The sequence below is a fragment of the Streptomyces kanamyceticus genome (genome assembly GCF_008704495.1).
GTDB classification, from domain to species: Bacteria; Actinomycetota; Actinomycetes; order Streptomycetales; family Streptomycetaceae; genus Streptomyces; species Streptomyces kanamyceticus.
In genome coordinates, this window is record NZ_CP023699.1 from 8,932,708 (window position 1) to 8,946,399 (window position 13,692).

At 71.6% G+C, this 13,692-nt stretch carries 15 protein-coding genes; 7 read left to right on the top strand and 8 right to left on the bottom strand.

The features are described 5' to 3' along the window. Positions 1–83: 83 nt before the first annotated feature. The 4 genes from CP970_RS38810 to CP970_RS38825 all read right to left on the bottom strand — a co-directional run bounded on the left by CP970_RS38810 (position 84) and on the right by CP970_RS38825 (position 5,044). On the bottom strand, positions 84–1,106 hold the full coding sequence (locus tag CP970_RS38810; RefSeq protein WP_055543819.1) for a hemolysin family protein: 1,023 nt from the start codon (positions 1,104–1,106) through the stop codon (positions 84–86). Beyond that, positions 1,103–2,485, bottom strand: coding sequence for a hemolysin family protein (locus CP970_RS38815; protein WP_055543820.1), 1,383 nt, complete (start codon positions 2,483–2,485; stop codon positions 1,103–1,105). The genes CP970_RS38810 and CP970_RS38815 overlap by 4 nt, the downstream gene beginning before the upstream one ends. A 193-nt stretch (positions 2,486–2,678) precedes the next feature. Beyond that, on the bottom strand, positions 2,679–3,719 hold the full coding sequence (locus tag CP970_RS38820; RefSeq protein ID WP_055543821.1) for a hemolysin family protein: 1,041 nt from the start codon (positions 3,717–3,719) through the stop codon (positions 2,679–2,681). After that, on the bottom strand, positions 3,716–5,044 hold the full coding sequence (locus tag CP970_RS38825) for a hemolysin family protein (RefSeq protein WP_055543822.1): 1,329 nt from the start codon (positions 5,042–5,044) through the stop codon (positions 3,716–3,718). Before CP970_RS38825 ends, CP970_RS38820 begins: the two co-directional genes overlap by 4 nt. 307 nt (positions 5,045–5,351) lie before the next feature. Here CP970_RS38825 and CP970_RS38830 point away from each other — a divergent pair, with 307 nt between their 5' ends. Continuing rightward, positions 5,352–5,759: a hypothetical protein gene (locus tag CP970_RS38830; protein ID WP_055543823.1), complete on the top strand. Its 408-nt coding sequence runs from the start codon at positions 5,352–5,354 to the stop codon at positions 5,757–5,759. Here the strand turns inward: CP970_RS38830 and CP970_RS38835 are convergent. Then, on the bottom strand, positions 5,756–6,454 hold the full coding sequence (locus CP970_RS38835) for a TetR/AcrR family transcriptional regulator (protein ID WP_150494535.1): 699 nt from the start codon (positions 6,452–6,454) through the stop codon (positions 5,756–5,758). The two genes, CP970_RS38830 and CP970_RS38835, sit on opposite strands and share 4 nt — an antisense overlap. A gap of 179 nt (positions 6,455–6,633) precedes the next feature. Here CP970_RS38835 and CP970_RS38840 point away from each other — a divergent pair, with 179 nt between their 5' ends. The 3 genes from CP970_RS38840 to CP970_RS44465 all read left to right on the top strand — a co-directional run bounded on the left by CP970_RS38840 (position 6,634) and on the right by CP970_RS44465 (position 9,224). After that, on the top strand, positions 6,634–7,674 hold the full coding sequence (locus tag CP970_RS38840) for a medium chain dehydrogenase/reductase family protein (RefSeq protein WP_150494537.1): 1,041 nt from the start codon (positions 6,634–6,636) through the stop codon (positions 7,672–7,674). Positions 7,675–7,737: 63 nt separating this feature from the next. Next, the gene (locus tag CP970_RS38845) at positions 7,738–9,102 is read left to right on the top strand and encodes a carotenoid oxygenase family protein (protein ID WP_055544064.1); all 1,365 of its coding nucleotides are present in this window, start codon (positions 7,738–7,740) and stop codon (positions 9,100–9,102) included. Next, the gene (locus tag CP970_RS44465; protein WP_157877648.1) at positions 9,072–9,224 is read left to right on the top strand and encodes a hypothetical protein; all 153 of its coding nucleotides are present in this window, start codon (positions 9,072–9,074) and stop codon (positions 9,222–9,224) included. Before CP970_RS38845 ends, CP970_RS44465 begins: the two co-directional genes overlap by 31 nt. A 47-nt stretch (positions 9,225–9,271) precedes the next feature. Here CP970_RS44465 and CP970_RS38855 read toward each other — a convergent pair whose 3' ends face one another. Beyond that, positions 9,272–9,580 (bottom strand): hypothetical protein, encoded by a 309-nt coding sequence (locus tag CP970_RS38855; protein WP_055544065.1) that lies wholly within the window; start codon positions 9,578–9,580, stop codon positions 9,272–9,274. After that, the gene (locus CP970_RS38860) at positions 9,577–9,984 is read right to left on the bottom strand and encodes an ArsR/SmtB family transcription factor (RefSeq protein ID WP_055544066.1); all 408 of its coding nucleotides are present in this window, start codon (positions 9,982–9,984) and stop codon (positions 9,577–9,579) included. Before CP970_RS38860 ends, CP970_RS38855 begins: the two co-directional genes overlap by 4 nt. A 176-nt stretch (positions 9,985–10,160) precedes the next feature. On the opposite strand from CP970_RS38860, the gene CP970_RS38865 reads away from it, so the two are divergent. The 3 genes from CP970_RS38865 to CP970_RS38875 are packed head-to-tail and all read left to right on the top strand — an operon-like array spanning position 10,161 to position 12,453. After that, entirely contained in the window at positions 10,161–10,841 is a 681-nt protein-coding gene (locus CP970_RS38865) for an ABC transporter permease (RefSeq protein ID WP_055544067.1), read from the top strand. Continuing rightward, positions 10,838–11,518, top strand: coding sequence for an ABC transporter permease (locus CP970_RS38870; RefSeq protein ID WP_055544068.1), 681 nt, complete (start codon positions 10,838–10,840; stop codon positions 11,516–11,518). Before CP970_RS38865 ends, CP970_RS38870 begins: the two co-directional genes overlap by 4 nt. After that, complete coding sequence (locus tag CP970_RS38875) at positions 11,515–12,453, top strand: ABC transporter substrate-binding protein (protein ID WP_055544069.1); 939 nt, start codon at positions 11,515–11,517, stop codon at positions 12,451–12,453. The genes CP970_RS38870 and CP970_RS38875 overlap by 4 nt, the downstream gene beginning before the upstream one ends. A gap of 75 nt (positions 12,454–12,528) precedes the next feature. Here CP970_RS38875 and CP970_RS38880 read toward each other — a convergent pair whose 3' ends face one another. Beyond that, positions 12,529–13,692 carry an ABC transporter ATP-binding protein gene (locus CP970_RS38880; RefSeq protein ID WP_055544070.1) on the bottom strand — a complete coding sequence of 388 codons (1,164 nt, stop codon included), beginning with the start codon at positions 13,690–13,692 and terminating at the stop codon, positions 12,529–12,531.

A 13,692-nucleotide genomic window follows, 5' to 3' on the forward strand; every position in this document is an offset into this window, starting at 1 on the left:
TGGTGTTGTGGGCGGACGGCCTTGCCCGCGGGGCGAGTCGGCGGCCGGTCGGAAGTACGAGTCCCACCGGCCGCCGTCCCACGTCATGCCACCCGGCCCGGCTCCATCAGACGGGCGAGCAGATCGTCCAGGCTGACGAGGCCGGTGAGCCTGCCGGAGTCGTCGCCGACCACGGCGAGCGTCGCGCGGCGCTGGCGGAGCGTCTCGACGGCGTGGGCCACCGAGTCGTGCGCGGAGAGCTCGGGCACCGGTCTGGCCAGGTCGCGGGCGGTGCCCGCCCGGCCCCGTGCGCGGGCCACCAGCACGTCGCGGGCGTGCACCGAGCCGACGACCGTGGCGCCGTCGCGGACCAGGAGGCGGGTGCGGTCGCTGCCCGACGCCACCTCCAGGATCTCGTCGAGACCGGCCGTCGCGGGCACCGAGGTGATCCGGTCGGCGGGCATCTGCAGATCGCCCACCGGACTCTGCGGCGCGGTCAGGGAGCTGGTGATCAGCTCGGAGTCGGTCTCGCTGATCAGGCCGAGCCGCTCCGACTCCGCGACGAGGTGGGTGAGCTGCTCGCGGTTGTGGACCGAGGCGAGCTCGTCGCGCGGGGTGACCCGGCACATCCGCACCAGGCTGTTGCTCACCTTGTTGAGGAGCCAGATCAACGGCCGTACGACCTTGACCACGGCCCGGAACGGCGGCGTGAGCAGCATCGCGGAGCGCTCGGGATGCGCGATGGCCCAGGACTTGGGGGCCATCTCGCCGACCACCATGTGCAGGAACACCACGACGATCATCGCGAGGGCGAAGGCGATGCCGTAGCTGAGTCCGGCGGGCAGGCCCAGCTTCTCCAGGAGCGGATCGAGTTCGTGCGAGATCGCGGGCTTGGAGAGGGAGCCGAGGCCCAGGGTGCAGACGGTGATGCCCAGTTGGGCACCGGCCAGCATCAGGGAGAGCTCCCGCATGCCCGCGAGAGCCGACTTCGCGCCGCGCTGCCCCTGGGCGGCGGCCTGTTCCACCCGGTGCCGCTTGGCGGCGACCAGGGCGAACTCGGCGGCGACGAAGAACCCGCTGCCGATGAGGAGCAACAGCGTGACGAAGAGAGCCATGGGGAAGCTCATGCGGTGACCCCCTTGCTCGCGGAGTCGGTTCCGTCAGCGCCGGCGTTGCCCGCGTCCGTCCCGCCACCGGGATCCGGCAGCCGCTCCACCCGCACCCGCTCCGGCACGTGCCGGTCCAGGGCGAGTACGGCGATGGCCGCCGTGCCGCCGTCCGGCAGCTCGACGGTGAGTCGGTCCCCGACGGTCGGGAAGCGCCCGAGCCGATCGACGATCAGTCCGGCCACGGTGTCGTAGTCCTCTTCCTCGGGCAGTTCGATGCCGGTGGCGTCGGCGATCTCGTCCAGGCGGCGGCCCGCGGCCACCAGCCAGCCCGCGCCGTCGGCGACGGCGCGGGCGACGACCGTGTCGGACTCGTCGGCGATGTCACCTACGAGTTCCTCGGCGATGTCCTCGTAGGTGACGATCCCGGCGACGCCGCCGTGTTCGTCGAGGACGACCGCGAACTCGTCGTCGCGCTCGCGCATCTGCGTCACCGCTTCCGGCAGCGGCAGCGTGTCGGGCAGGAAGAGCGGGCGGCGGGCCGCGTCGCCCGCCGTGGTGCGCTCGAAGCGGGCGGTGGGCAGCCTCATCAGTTCGCGTACGCCGAGGACGCCCGCCACGTCGTCGGGGTGGTCGCCGAGGACCGGGTAGTTGGAGTGGCCGTGCTTGGCGATCAGCTCCACGGTCTCGGCGGCGCTGGCGTCCTTGCGGACGAAGACGGCGTCCGCGCGCGGCACCATCACCTCGTCCAGGGTGCGCTCGGAGAACTCCAGGACGTGGTCGAGCAGCTCGGCGATCTCCCGGGGCAGCTCGCCCTCCTTGTGGGACTCGCCGATCAGATGGCTGAGCTCCTCCAGGGTCGCGCCGTGGTGCAGCTCCTCGACCGGTTCGATGCCGATCCTGCGCAGGATGCGGTTGGCCGCGCCGTCGAAGACGCGCACCAGCGGGCCGACGACCTTCAGGTACGCGAGCGTGGAGGCGGCCAGGGACTTGGCGAGGCGCTCGGGGACGGCCAGGGCGAGGTTCTTCGGTGCCAGCTCGCCGAGGACCATCTGGATCACGGTGGCGACCACGAAACCGACCACTACGGAGATGGCCGAGACCGTGCCGTCGGAGAGGCCGGTGCCATCGAGCGCGGGCCTGAGCAGCGCGGACACGGACGGCTCGGCGAGGAAGCCGACGACCAGACCGGTGACGGTGATGCCCAGCTGCGCGCCGGACAGCATGAAGGAGAGCCTCTCGAGCACCTGTAGGGCGCGGGCGGCCCGCTTGTCGCCCGCGGCCGCCTCACGCGCGAGGGCGAGCCGGTCGGCGGCGACGTAGGCGAATTCCTGGGCGACGAAGTAGCCCGTGCCCGCGGTCAGGATCAGGACGGCCAACAGGCCCAGTACGGCACTCATCGAACACCACCCCGTCGCGTGCCGCGATCATGCCCCTTCGGGCGGGATGGTCGGGGACTGTGCCCCGGAGGGTCCGTCGGTCTGGCGGACACAGGGTGGCTCCGTTCTCGTATGAGGACTCAGTGAACGATTCTCGGCCCGGCGCGGTTCCTCCGCCACAGCGGACGAGGGGGACCGCGCCGGGTCGGGCGGATCAGGCGGGGACGGTGGCGGAAGCGGCCGCCGGGGCCGGTCCCACCAGCTCGGACAGGACGTCCTCCATGGTCACGAAGCCGAGCACCGCGCCGCCCTCACCGAGGACCGCCGCCAGATGGCTGCCCTCGGCGCGCAGGGCGGTCAGGGTGTCGTCGAGCGCGGTGTCGATGCGCACGCGCGTGACGGGATGCAGGGCGTCGGCGGGGAAGGGCGCGTCGCGGTCGGCCACGCCGAGGGTGTCCTTGATGTGCAGATAGCCGAGCAGCGCGTCGTCCGGGCCGGTGACAGGGAAACGCGAGTAACCCGCCGAGGCGGCCACGCGTTCGAGACGGGCCGGGGTGACGGCGTGGTGCACGGTGTGCATGTGCACGATGGGGACGAGGATCTCGCCGACCGGCCGGGTCCCCAGCTCCAGGGCGTCCCGCAGCCGCTCGCTGTCCGCGGCGGAGAGCAGCCCCGCCTCGCTGGAGTCGGCGACCATCCGGGCCAGCTGGTCATCGGTGAAGGCGGCCTCGACCTCGTCCTTCGGGTCGACCTTCAGGAGCCGCAGCAGGGCGTTGGCGAAGGCGTTGACGCCGAAGATGACGGGCCTGAGCGCCCGGGTGAGCGCGACGAGCGGCGGACCGAGCAGCAGGGCGGTACGGGCGGGCGCGGCCAGGGCGATGTTCTTGGGGACCATCTCGCCGATCAGCATGTGCAGATACGTGGCGACCGCCAGCGCGATCACGAACGCGATCGGGTGCACCAGCGCGTGCGGGACCTGGGCCGCCTCGAAGGCGGGCTCCATGAGGTGCGCGATGGCGGGCTCGGCGACCGCGCCGAGCACCAGCGAGGAGACGGTGATGCCCAGTTGGGCGGTGGCCATCATCGCGGAGATGTGTTCGATCCCCCAGAGCGTGCTCCGGGCGCGCTTGTCGCCCGCGAGGGCCCCCGGCTCGATCTGGCTGCGGCGCACGGAGATCAGCGAGAACTCGGCGCCCACGAAGAACGCGTTGGTGAGCAGCGTCAGGGCGCCGATGGTGAGCTGGAGCGCGGTCATCGGGCGTCCTCCAGCAGCTTGGGGTGCGCGGGCGCGGTGATGTGCACCCGGTCCGCGCGGTGGTGCTCGACGTCCAGGACGTCGATGCGCCAGCCGCTGACGTCGACGCTGTCGCCCTGCACAGGGATGCGGGCGAGTCGCGTGGCGACCAGTCCCGCGACCGTCTCGTAGGGACCGTCGTCGACGGCCAGGCCCATCCCGGCCAGCTGGTCTATCCGTACGCTGCCGTCGGCCCGCCAGGCCCTGCGGCCGTCGTCGGTCGGGGCGGCGGGCAGCAGGTCGGGGAGCTCCATCGGGTCGTGCTCGTCGCGGACCTCGCCGACGACCTCCTCGACGATGTCCTCCATGGTCGCGACCCCGGCCGTGCCGCCGTACTCGTCGATGACGACCGCCATGGTGCGGGTGGTGCGCAGCCGCTCCAGGAGCCGGTCGGCGGTCAGGCTGTCGGGCACGAGGAGCGGCCGGGTGGCGAGCGCGGTGACCGGGGTCGCGGCGCGCTTGTCCGGGTCGAGGGCCAGGACGTCGCGGATGTGGACGGTGCCGATGACCTCGTCCAGGGAGTCCCGGTACACGGGGAAGCGGGAGAGGCCCGTCGCGTACGTGAGGTTGGCGGCGTCGGCGGCGGTGGCGTGCGCTTCCAGGGCCTGGACGTCGACCCGGGGCGTCATCACGTTCTCCGCGCTCAGCTCGCTCAAGTGCAGCGTGCGGACGAACAGTTCGGCCGAATCGGCCTCGAGGGCGCCCTCGGCTGCCGAGTGCCTGGCCAGCGCGACCAGCTCCTCGGGGCCGCGCGCGGACGCCAGCTCCTCCGCGGGCTCCAGGCCGAAGCGGCGTACGAACCGGTTCGCGGTGTTGTTCAGGTGCCGGATGAACGGGCCGAACGCGGCGGTGAAGCCGCGCTGCGGGGCCGCCACCACCTTCGCCACCGCGAGCGGCCGCGAGATCGCCCAGTTCTTCGGCACCAGCTCGCCGACGACCATCAGGACGACCGTGGACAGGACGACACCGAGGAGCGTGGCGGTGGGCGGGGCCGCGCCGCCGAGACCGGCCGCTTCGAGCGGGCCGCGCAGCAGCGCGGCGAGCGACGGCTCGGCGAGCATGCCGATCACCAAGGAGGTGACGGTGATGCCCAGTTGGGCTCCGGAGAGCTGGAACGTCAGGCGGCGCACGGCTTTCAGCGCGCCTGCCGCGCCCCGCTCACCCGCGGCGGCGGCCCGTTCCAGGTCGGCTCGCTCGACAGTGGTGAGCGAGAACTCGGCGGCGACGAACAGCGCGCAGGCCAGCGTGAGGAGCAGGGCAAGGAACAGCAGCAGGACCTCGGTCACCGTGCCACCCCCGATCCCGTACGCATGCTGGGCGGTGAGGGGACGGCACGGTTGGTACTGGGAGGCTCACCCATTGTGGGCCGGGGCTCCTTCTTCTCCTCGTACGAGGGTGTCCTCGTACGAAACGGCGGGGCTGAAGCACGAATGCTTCTACACCTACTGTAAAGGAACCGTAAAACGTCGAGGCCCGGCCGGGGTGGATGGTGCCCCCGACCGATGAAAGAATCCGGTCGGCAGAGACGGAGACGTGCGCCTTTGAGCACGTCCCTGGTGGGTGGGGGCCGGTGTGGCTGTGGAGTGGCGGCAGATGAGGAGCGGGGCCAAGGCGGTCCCGCGGCCGATCGCGAACCTCGTCGTCTGGGCGGGTGCGGGTGCGGGCGCCCTGCTGCTCGTCGGCGTGCTCAACGCGCTGGGGGTGCTCGACCGGACGGGCCTGGCGCTCGCCGTGCTCTGTTCGCTCGCCGCGGTGCTCGGCACGCGCGGCAGGTTCGCGGCGGCGCCGGGCACGGCGGTGCTGTGCTGGCTGGTGCTCAACGTCTTCGCGACCCACCCCACGGGGGAGGTCAGCTGGGCCGGGCACCGTGACCCCGAGTGGCTCGTCTACCTGCTCGTCGCGGGGCTCGCGGGTGCGGTGGCGAGCCGCATCGTGAGTGCGCGCGCGGCGTATCGCCGGGTGACGCCGCAGATCGGCCGCGGCGGACCTGCGGACTACTAGCGCCTGAGCAGGGCGGCCAGTTCCGCTTCGAAGAGGGTGGCGGGGTCGAAGCCCATCCCGCTGAAGTGGCCCGCGAGCTCCAGTGAGAGCACGCCGTGCACACGGGTCCAGAAGGACAGGGCGCGGTGCAGTTCGACGGGGGTGGCCGGGTGGTCGCCCGCCCACTGGCGGTGGGCGTCGATGTGCTGCTCGAACTCCTCTTCGGGGGAGCCGGAGGGGCTGGGGGAGCCGGGGCGGGCGCCGGGGGAGCCCGGGGAGCCGTCCGGCAGCTTCGCGCTGGCGTCGAGCAGCGCGGACATGATCTCGGAGGAGATCGTGGTGACGTCGTCCGGGGCGTGATAGCCGGGCACCGGGGTGCCGAAGATCAGCAGGTACCGCTGGGGGTCGTCGAGCGCCCAGCGGCGCAGGGTGTGCCCGAGCTCCGGGAGGCCCGCGCCGTCCTTGGCGGCCGCGTCGACGGTATCGGCGAGGCCCCGATAGGCATCCCTGATGAGCTCGGTGATCAGCTCGTCACGGCTGCCGTAGTAGCGGTAGAGCGCGGGGCCGCTCATGCCCATCCGCTTGGCGATCGCGTTGAGCGACAGCGCGGAGGCGCCCGCGTCGGCGATCTGCTCCCACGCCCGTTCCTTGATCTCCGCGCGGACCTGGCTGCGGTACCGCTCGCGGGGGGATGCCGTGCCGGCGGCCTTGGCCATGTCCGGTCTCCGCTCGTCGTGTCGCTTCGCTTGCTTCATGTCGCTTACGTCTTGGCGCTTGCGTTAGAAGGTATCACTCAACCCCTTGACGGGCCTTCGCGAGAGTTATAGCTTCTAACTGTCGGAAGAAGCGCTAGCCCGGACGAGTGGACGGGTCGGCCGGGTCAACGGAGGCTGTCATGAGCGGTACCGCATCCATCGAGTGCGTCGAGGTCGTCCTGCCGGGGCGGGTCGAGCCGGAAGAGCTCCAGTTCCGGCGTGGCCCCCTCCCCGTCGCGGAAGCCGGGCAGGTGGTCGTCGCGATGGAGGCCACCGGCATCTCCTTCGCCGAGCAGCAGATGCGCCGCGGCCGCTATTTCGACCAGCCGCCCTTCCCCTTCGTTCCCGGGTACGACCTCGTGGGCACCGTCATCGCGGTCGGCCCCGGCGCGGTCCCCGCCCTGGTCGGCAAGCGCGTCGCGGCGCTCACCAAGACCGGCGGCTGGGCCAGCCACGTGGTGCTCGACGCGGCGGACGTCGTCGAGGTGCCCGAGGGCGTCGGCGCCGCGGCGGCGGAGACCGCGGTGGTCAACGGCATCACCGCGTGGCAGATGCTGCACCGCAAGGCCCGGGTGCGGGCAGGCCAGACGATCCTGGTGCACGGAGCCAACGGCGGCGTGGGCTCGCTCCTCGTCCAGCTGGCACTCGCCGCCGGAGTGCGGGTGATCGGCACGGCGTCCGCCCGCCATCACGACGCCCTCCGGGAGCTGGGCGTCACCCCGGTCGACTACCGGACCGAGGACGTCCCGCGGCGGGTGCGTGAGCTCGTGCCCGGCGGTGTGGACGCGGTGTTCGACCACATCGGCGGCCGGAGCGTCACCGACTCGTGGCGGCTGCTCGCGCCCGGCGGGACCCTCGTCTCGTACGGCAGCGCCGCCACCCGGGACGACACGGGCTCCAAGCAGTGGCCCGTCCTCAAGATCCTCGGCCGGGTCTGGGTGTGGCACGCGCTGCCCAACCGGCGCCGCGCGTACTTCTTCAACGTCTGGGCCGGGCGCGCGCTCGGCAAGGACCGCTTCCGGGCCCGCCTCCGCGCGGACCTGGGCCAGGTGTTCGCCGCGCTCGAGCGCGGCGAGATCACCGCGGGCATCGCCGCCGAGCTGCCGCTGGCGCGCATCGCCGACGCCATGCGGCTCGCCGAGTCCGGCACGGTCAGCGGCAAGGTCGTGCTCACGCCGTGAGCCGTGCGCAAGTGAGTTCGTCCCGCGACCGAGTCGGTCCGACATCCCAAGGAGTGCCCCGTCATGAGCGACACCATCCGCCAAGTCCCCTACCTGAGCGGCCACTTCACGCCGGTCCCCGGCGAGATCACCGCCCGTGACCTGACCGTCCGGGGCGCGATCCCGCCGGAGCTGTCGGGGCGCTACTTCCGCAACGGGCACAATCCCAAGCCGGGCGACACCCCCACCCACTGGTTCCGCGGCGCGGGCATGCTGCACGGCATCCGCATCGACGGCGGCCGCGCCGAGTGGTATCGGAACCGCTGGGTGCGCACTCCGGCCCTGGACGGCGCGCCGATGCTCCGCGACGACGGGAGCGTCGACCTCACCGCCAGCATCGCGGGCACCCACGTCATCGAGCACGCGGGCCGCATCCTCGCCCTCCAAGAGGCCAATCTGCCCTTCGAGATGAGCCCGGACCTCAACACGATCGGGGCGTACGACTTCCGGGGCAGACTCACCACCGCCATGACCGCGCACCCCAAGGAAGACCCGGCCACGGGCGAGCTGCACTTCTTCGGCTACTCGGCGATCCCGCCCTATCTGACGTACTACGTGGCGGACGCCAAGGGCGAGTTGACGCACAGCCAGATCGTGCCGGGCGCCGGACCCACGCTCATGCACGACTTCGGCCTCACCCCTCGGTACACGGTCTGGCTCGACCTGCCCGTGGTCTTCGACCCCGCGGAGCCCTCCGGCATCCCGTACCGCTGGAGCGACACCCACCGTCCGCGCATCGGCGTGCTGCCGCGCGGGGGAGGGGTCGAACCGATGTGGTTCGAGGTCGAGGCGGGCGCGATGATCCATGTGACCAACGCCTACGAGGACGCCCGGGGACGCGTCGTCGTCGAGGGGCCCCGCTACGACCGGTCGTCCTGGGAGAGCAGCTGGAAGTGGTGGACCGGCGCGCCCGGTCACCCCGCCGTGCCCGCGATCGGCTCGATGCGGCACCGCTGGATCCTCGACCCGGCCTCCGGCACCGTGCGCGAGGAACCGCTGGACTCCCTGGTCACCGAATTCGCCACCATCAACGAGGCGTTGACCGGCGCGGCCCACCGGTACACGTACACGGTCGCCTTCCCCGGCGCGGGCCTGGAGCGGTACGCCCTGGTCAAGTACGACGCGACGACCGGCGAACGGCAGATCGCCGACGCGGGGCCCGGACGGATGTACGGGGAGCCGTACTTCGTGCCCGCCGCCCAGGGAGCGGCGGAGGACGACGGATATCTGCTGACCCTCGTCGGCGACCTGGCCCGCGACTCCTCCGAGCTGCTCGTCCTGGACGCCAAGGACATCACCCGGCCCCCGATAGCCGCCGTGGAACTGCCCCGGCGGGTGCCGGCGGGGATCCACGGTTCATGGATCCCCGACGCGGCGGACGCTACGTAGACGAGACCGACGGTGAGACCGGCGACGACACGAAGACCGCGAACGTCGCCGCGAGCACCACGCCCGCCGAGGTGATGACGCCACCGGTGCTGGTCAGTCCCTCCAGCGCGCCGCGGCTGTGACCGTTCGGTATCGGTCCCGGTATCGGTCCCGGCCTCGGGAGCTCGGGCTACTCGATCTCGCGCATCATCTTCTCCATCGCGCCGACCGCGTGCCGGGTCTGGGCCAGCTCCTCGCGGGTCTGGCGCTGCTCGTCGATCGAGCGCCTGTGCAGCTCGACGTTGTCCTCGAGGAGCTGGGCGTACTTCGTGGCGAGCTGCTTGTAGTGCTCCTCGCGCGAGGCGAGCATCCGGGCCCGCCAGGTGGCCGCGATCTGCCAGACGACGACGATCAACAGGAGGAAGACTCCGCCCGCGCCGACCGCGCTCGCCCAATCGCCTGAGTAGCTCTCGGCGAGCGTCACCAGGTGTCCGTTCACTTCGTTTCCTCTTTCACGGAAGTCACAGATGTCACAGATGTCTCGGATGCCGTGGATACCGCGGATTTCGCAGGTTGTTCTCGGGTGTCCGTGAGGGTGCGGACCGCCCGGTGGACGAGCTGTGGCGTCAACTCGTAGAGGAACGGCGCCACTTCGAAGTACTTCATGTTCTTTCCGTCCTCGCCCACTTCGAGTGTGCCGATGACGAGCCCCGCGCCCTCGAGCAGCTTCAGGTGCATGTGCAGCAGTGGGCGGCCCATGCCGATCTCGCGGGCCAGCGCGCTGACGTAATTGCGGCGCTCCGTGAGCGCCGCGACGATCCGCATGCGGTGCGGATTGCCCAGCGCGGTGAGTGCCTTCAGCAACTCGTCGCCCGTCGGCTCCCGAGCCGGTTCCTCGGCCATCGCGGCCTCTCTCCTTCGTGCCTGTCAAGAAAAGCTGACACACCTCGTGCCACCTGTCATAGATTCTTGACACATCTCAGGGGCAGATCGGGGTCAGATCGGGGATGTCTCAGGGTCGGCCCCGTACGGGTCACCAGAACGCGCCGCCGCGCGGCAGCTGAGCCTTGAATGGACGGGTGACCGCGATTCCCGACGACTGCCTCGCGCGCAACGAATGGATCTGTGGTGAGTATCTGAGCACCCGCCGCCAGATCCTGATCGACGCGGTCGTCCAGCACCTCCAGCTGACCGCCGTCTCCGTGCTCATCGCGCTCGTCGTCGCCGTGCCGCTCGCCGTCCTCGCCCGCCGCTGGGGGTGGGCCGCGGGACCGGTCCTCGCGCTCACCACGATCCTGTACACGATCCCCTCGCTCGCGATGTTCTCGCTGCTGCTCCCCGTGTACGGCCTCTCCGCCGCGCTCGTCGTCGCGGGGCTCGTCCTGTACTCGCTCACGCTGCTCGTGCGGAACATCCTCGCCGGGCTGCGCGCCGTCCCCGAAGACACCCGGCAGGCCGCCCGCGGCATGGGCTACGGCCCGATCCGCCTCCTGCTCACCGTCGAACTCCCGCTCGCCCTGCCCGCCGCCATGGCGGGGCTGCGGATCGCCACGGTCTCCGCCGTCTCCCTCGCCACCGTCGGCGCGATCGTCGGTTTCGGCGGCCTGGGCAATCTGATCTACGCGGGCATGAACACCTACTTCAAGGCGCAGGTGCTCACCGCCTCGGTGCTCTGCGTGGTCATCGCCGTCGCCGCCGACCTGCTGCTGCTCGGCGTGCAGCGGGTGCTCACTCCCTGGACCAGGGCGGTCCGCTCATGAAGACACTCGGCGACGCCTGGGCGTGGCTCACCGACTCCGCGCACTGGGCGGGCGACGACGGCATCTGGCACCGGCTCACCCAGCACCTCGTCCTCACCGTCGTCTGCCTGCTGCTCAGCTGCCTGATCGCCCTGCCCATCGCCCTCGTCCTCGGCCACCTCGGCAGGGGCGGCGCGCTGGCGGTGAACATCTCCAACGTCGGGCGCGCGGTGCCGACCTTCGCGGTCCTCGTCCTGCTGCTCCTCACCCCGCTCGGCAAGTGGGGCGAAGGCCCGACCGTCGTCGCCCTCGTCCTCTTCGCGGTGCCCCCGCTGCTCACCAACGCCTACGTCGGGATGCGCGGCGTCGACCGCAGCATCGTGCGGGCGGCGCGCGGCATGGGGATGACCGGGCGGCAGATGCTGTGGCGGGTCGAACTGCCGCTCGCGCTGCCCCTGGTGCTCAGCGGGGTCCGCATCGCCGCCGTGCAACTCGTCGCCACCGCCACCATCGCCGCGCTCGCGGGCGGCGGCGGGATCGGCCGGATCATCACCGCGGGCTTCAACCTGGCGAGCACCGCGCAGGTGGTCGCGGGCGCGGTGCTCGTCGCGGTCTTCGCCCTGCTGGTCGAGGGCGTCTTCGAGGCCGCGGAGCGGCTCGCGCCCGGCTGGGCACGGACGCGGGGGAGCGCGGGATGAGGCGGCGCGCGGGGGCGGCGACGGTCCTCCTCGCCCTGCTCACCGGCTGCACCGGCGGCCCCTCCCTGGAGAACCAGGGCGAGGTCACCGCGCCGCCGGGCGACAGCAAGCACCTCGTCGTCGGCTCGGCCGGATTCACCGAGAGCGATCTGCTCGCCCAGATGTACCTGCTGCTCCTGAAGAAGGCCGGATACGGCGTCGAGATCCTCTCCGTGGCCAACCGCGAGTTGTACGAACCCGCTCTGGAGTCCGGCCAGATCGACGTCGTCCCCGAGTACGCGGCGACCTTCGCGGACTGGCTCAACGCCAAGAAGAACGGCGCCGACGCCCCGCCGGTCGGCTCGCCCGACCTCGACACCACCATGAAGGCACTGCGCTCCCTGGCCGCCCCGCGCGGCCTGACCGTCCTCGACCCCGGCAAGGCCGTCGACCAGAACGCCTTCGCCGTCGCCGCGTCGTACGCCAGGGAGCATCACCTCAAGACCCTCAGCGACCTCGGGAAATCGGGCCAGAAGGTGCGGCTCGCCGCGGGCGACGAGTGCGTGCAACGTCCTTACTGCGCCCCGGGGTTGAAGAAGGTGTACGGCATCGACGTCACCGGGGTCGACCCCAAGGGCGTCGGTACCACCCAGGCCAAGAAGGCCGTGCAGGACGGTCAGGACCAGATGGTCCTGACCACGTCGACGGACGCGACGCTCGACGACTTCGGGCTCGTGCTCCTCAAGGACGACAAGCAGCTCCAGAACGCCGACTACATCGTTCCCGTGGTCAACCGCTCCCGGGCGGGCAGTGAACGTGTGGCGGCTGCGCTTGGGCGGCTCAATCCCGTCCTGACGACGGGGGACTTGGCGTCCATGAACGAGCAGGTGGATAGCTGGCGCCGGCTCCCGGAGGATGTGGCACGGGCTTATCTGGAGGACAAGGGACTGCTTTGACTTTTGCCGCGGGCCGTCTTGGGCTGGTCGCGCAGTTCCCCGCGCCCCTTACGGGGCGCCCCGAACGGGGCCCGGCTACGCGTCCGCGACCGAGTCGAATTCCACCTGGTCCCGTGCAACGCCCTGCGCATCCGCGTCCACCGAGCGCCGCAGTGCCTCGTGCAGCTTCGCCGGGGTGAGGACGCCGAGGAAGCGGGCGCCGTCCAGGACCGCTACCCACCCCGCGTCGTGCTGGAGCATCACGCCGAACGCCTGCTTGAGCGGGGCGCCGATCGGAACCCAGGAGTTCATCCGGTGCGCCAGATCGCCGACCGTGCCGCCCGCGCCCGCCAGGGCCACCTCGTCGACGCCCACCCAGCCGTGCAGATCGCCGCCCTCGTCCAGGACGACCGCCCAACGGGCCTCCTCCGCGCGCAGCCGGGCCGCGGCCTGCGCGGCGGGCTCGTCCAGGCGGGCGAGCGGCGGCTGCTCCAGGTCGTCGGACTGGATCTCGGTGACCGAGAGTCGCTTCAGGCCGCGGTCGGCGCCCACGAACTCGGCGACGTAAGGCGTCTCGGGCGCCCCGAGCACCGCTCCCGGCGTGTCGAACTGCTCGATGCGCCCCTGCCCGTACACCGCGATGCGGTCGCCGAGCCGGACCGCCTCCTCGATGTCGTGCGTGACGAGCAGCACCGTCTTGCGCACGGCCGCCTGCATGCGCAGGAACTCGTCCTGCAACTGCTCGCGCACCACCGGGTCGACCGCGCCGAACGGCTCGTCCATCAGGAGCACGGGCGGGTCGGCCGCGAGCGCCCGCGCCACGCCGACGCGCTGGCGCTGGCCGCCCGAGAGCTGCTCGGGGTAGCGGGATCCGAACGTCTTCGGGTCGAGGCCCACCAGGTCGAGCAGTTCGGCGGCGCGGGCCCGCGCCTTCGCCTTCTTCCAGCCGATCAGCGCGGGCACGGTCGCCGTGTTGTCCAGGATGGTCCGGTGCGGGAACAGGCCGACCTGCTGGATGACGTAGCCGATGCGGCGGCGCAGGCGTACCGGGTCGACGTCGGCGATGTTCTCGTCGTTCACGAAGATGCGGCCCGACGTCGGTTCGATGAGGCGGTTCACCATCATCATCGTCGTGGTCTTGCCGCAGCCCGAGGGGCCGACGAGCGTGACCAGTTCGCCCTCGGCGACCTCGAAGGAGAGGTCGTCCACGGCGGTCGTGCCGTCCGGGTAGCGCTTGGTCACCTGCTCGAACCGGATCAT

Excerpts from the sequence above, each read along its gene's own strand:
- CP970_RS38840 (WP_150494537.1), top strand. The coding sequence starts at position 6,634 with ATGAGCGGTACCGCATCCATCGAGTGCGTCGAGGTCGTCCTGCCGGGG.
- CP970_RS38875 (WP_055544069.1), top strand. The coding sequence starts at position 11,515 with ATGAGGCGGCGCGCGGGGGCGGCGACGGTCCTCCTCGCCCTGCTCACC.
- CP970_RS38860 (WP_055544066.1), bottom strand. The coding sequence starts at position 9,984 with ATGGCCGAGGAACCGGCTCGGGAGCCGACGGGCGACGAGTTGCTGAAG.
- CP970_RS38830 (WP_055543823.1), top strand. The coding sequence starts at position 5,352 with ATGAGGAGCGGGGCCAAGGCGGTCCCGCGGCCGATCGCGAACCTCGTC.
- CP970_RS38815 (WP_055543820.1), bottom strand. The coding sequence starts at position 2,485 with ATGAGTGCCGTACTGGGCCTGTTGGCCGTCCTGATCCTGACCGCGGGC.
- CP970_RS38880 (WP_055544070.1), bottom strand. The coding sequence starts at position 13,692 with ATGATCCGGTTCGAGCAGGTGACCAAGCGCTACCCGGACGGCACGACC.
- CP970_RS44465 (WP_157877648.1), top strand. The coding sequence starts at position 9,072 with ATGGATCCCCGACGCGGCGGACGCTACGTAGACGAGACCGACGGTGAG.
- CP970_RS38870 (WP_055544068.1), top strand. The coding sequence starts at position 10,838 with ATGAAGACACTCGGCGACGCCTGGGCGTGGCTCACCGACTCCGCGCAC.
- CP970_RS38810 (WP_055543819.1), bottom strand. The coding sequence starts at position 1,106 with ATGAGCTTCCCCATGGCTCTCTTCGTCACGCTGTTGCTCCTCATCGGC.
- CP970_RS38845 (WP_055544064.1), top strand. The coding sequence starts at position 7,738 with ATGAGCGACACCATCCGCCAAGTCCCCTACCTGAGCGGCCACTTCACG.
- CP970_RS38820 (WP_055543821.1), bottom strand. The coding sequence starts at position 3,719 with ATGACCGCGCTCCAGCTCACCATCGGCGCCCTGACGCTGCTCACCAAC.
- CP970_RS38835 (WP_150494535.1), bottom strand. The coding sequence starts at position 6,454 with ATGGCCAAGGCCGCCGGCACGGCATCCCCCCGCGAGCGGTACCGCAGC.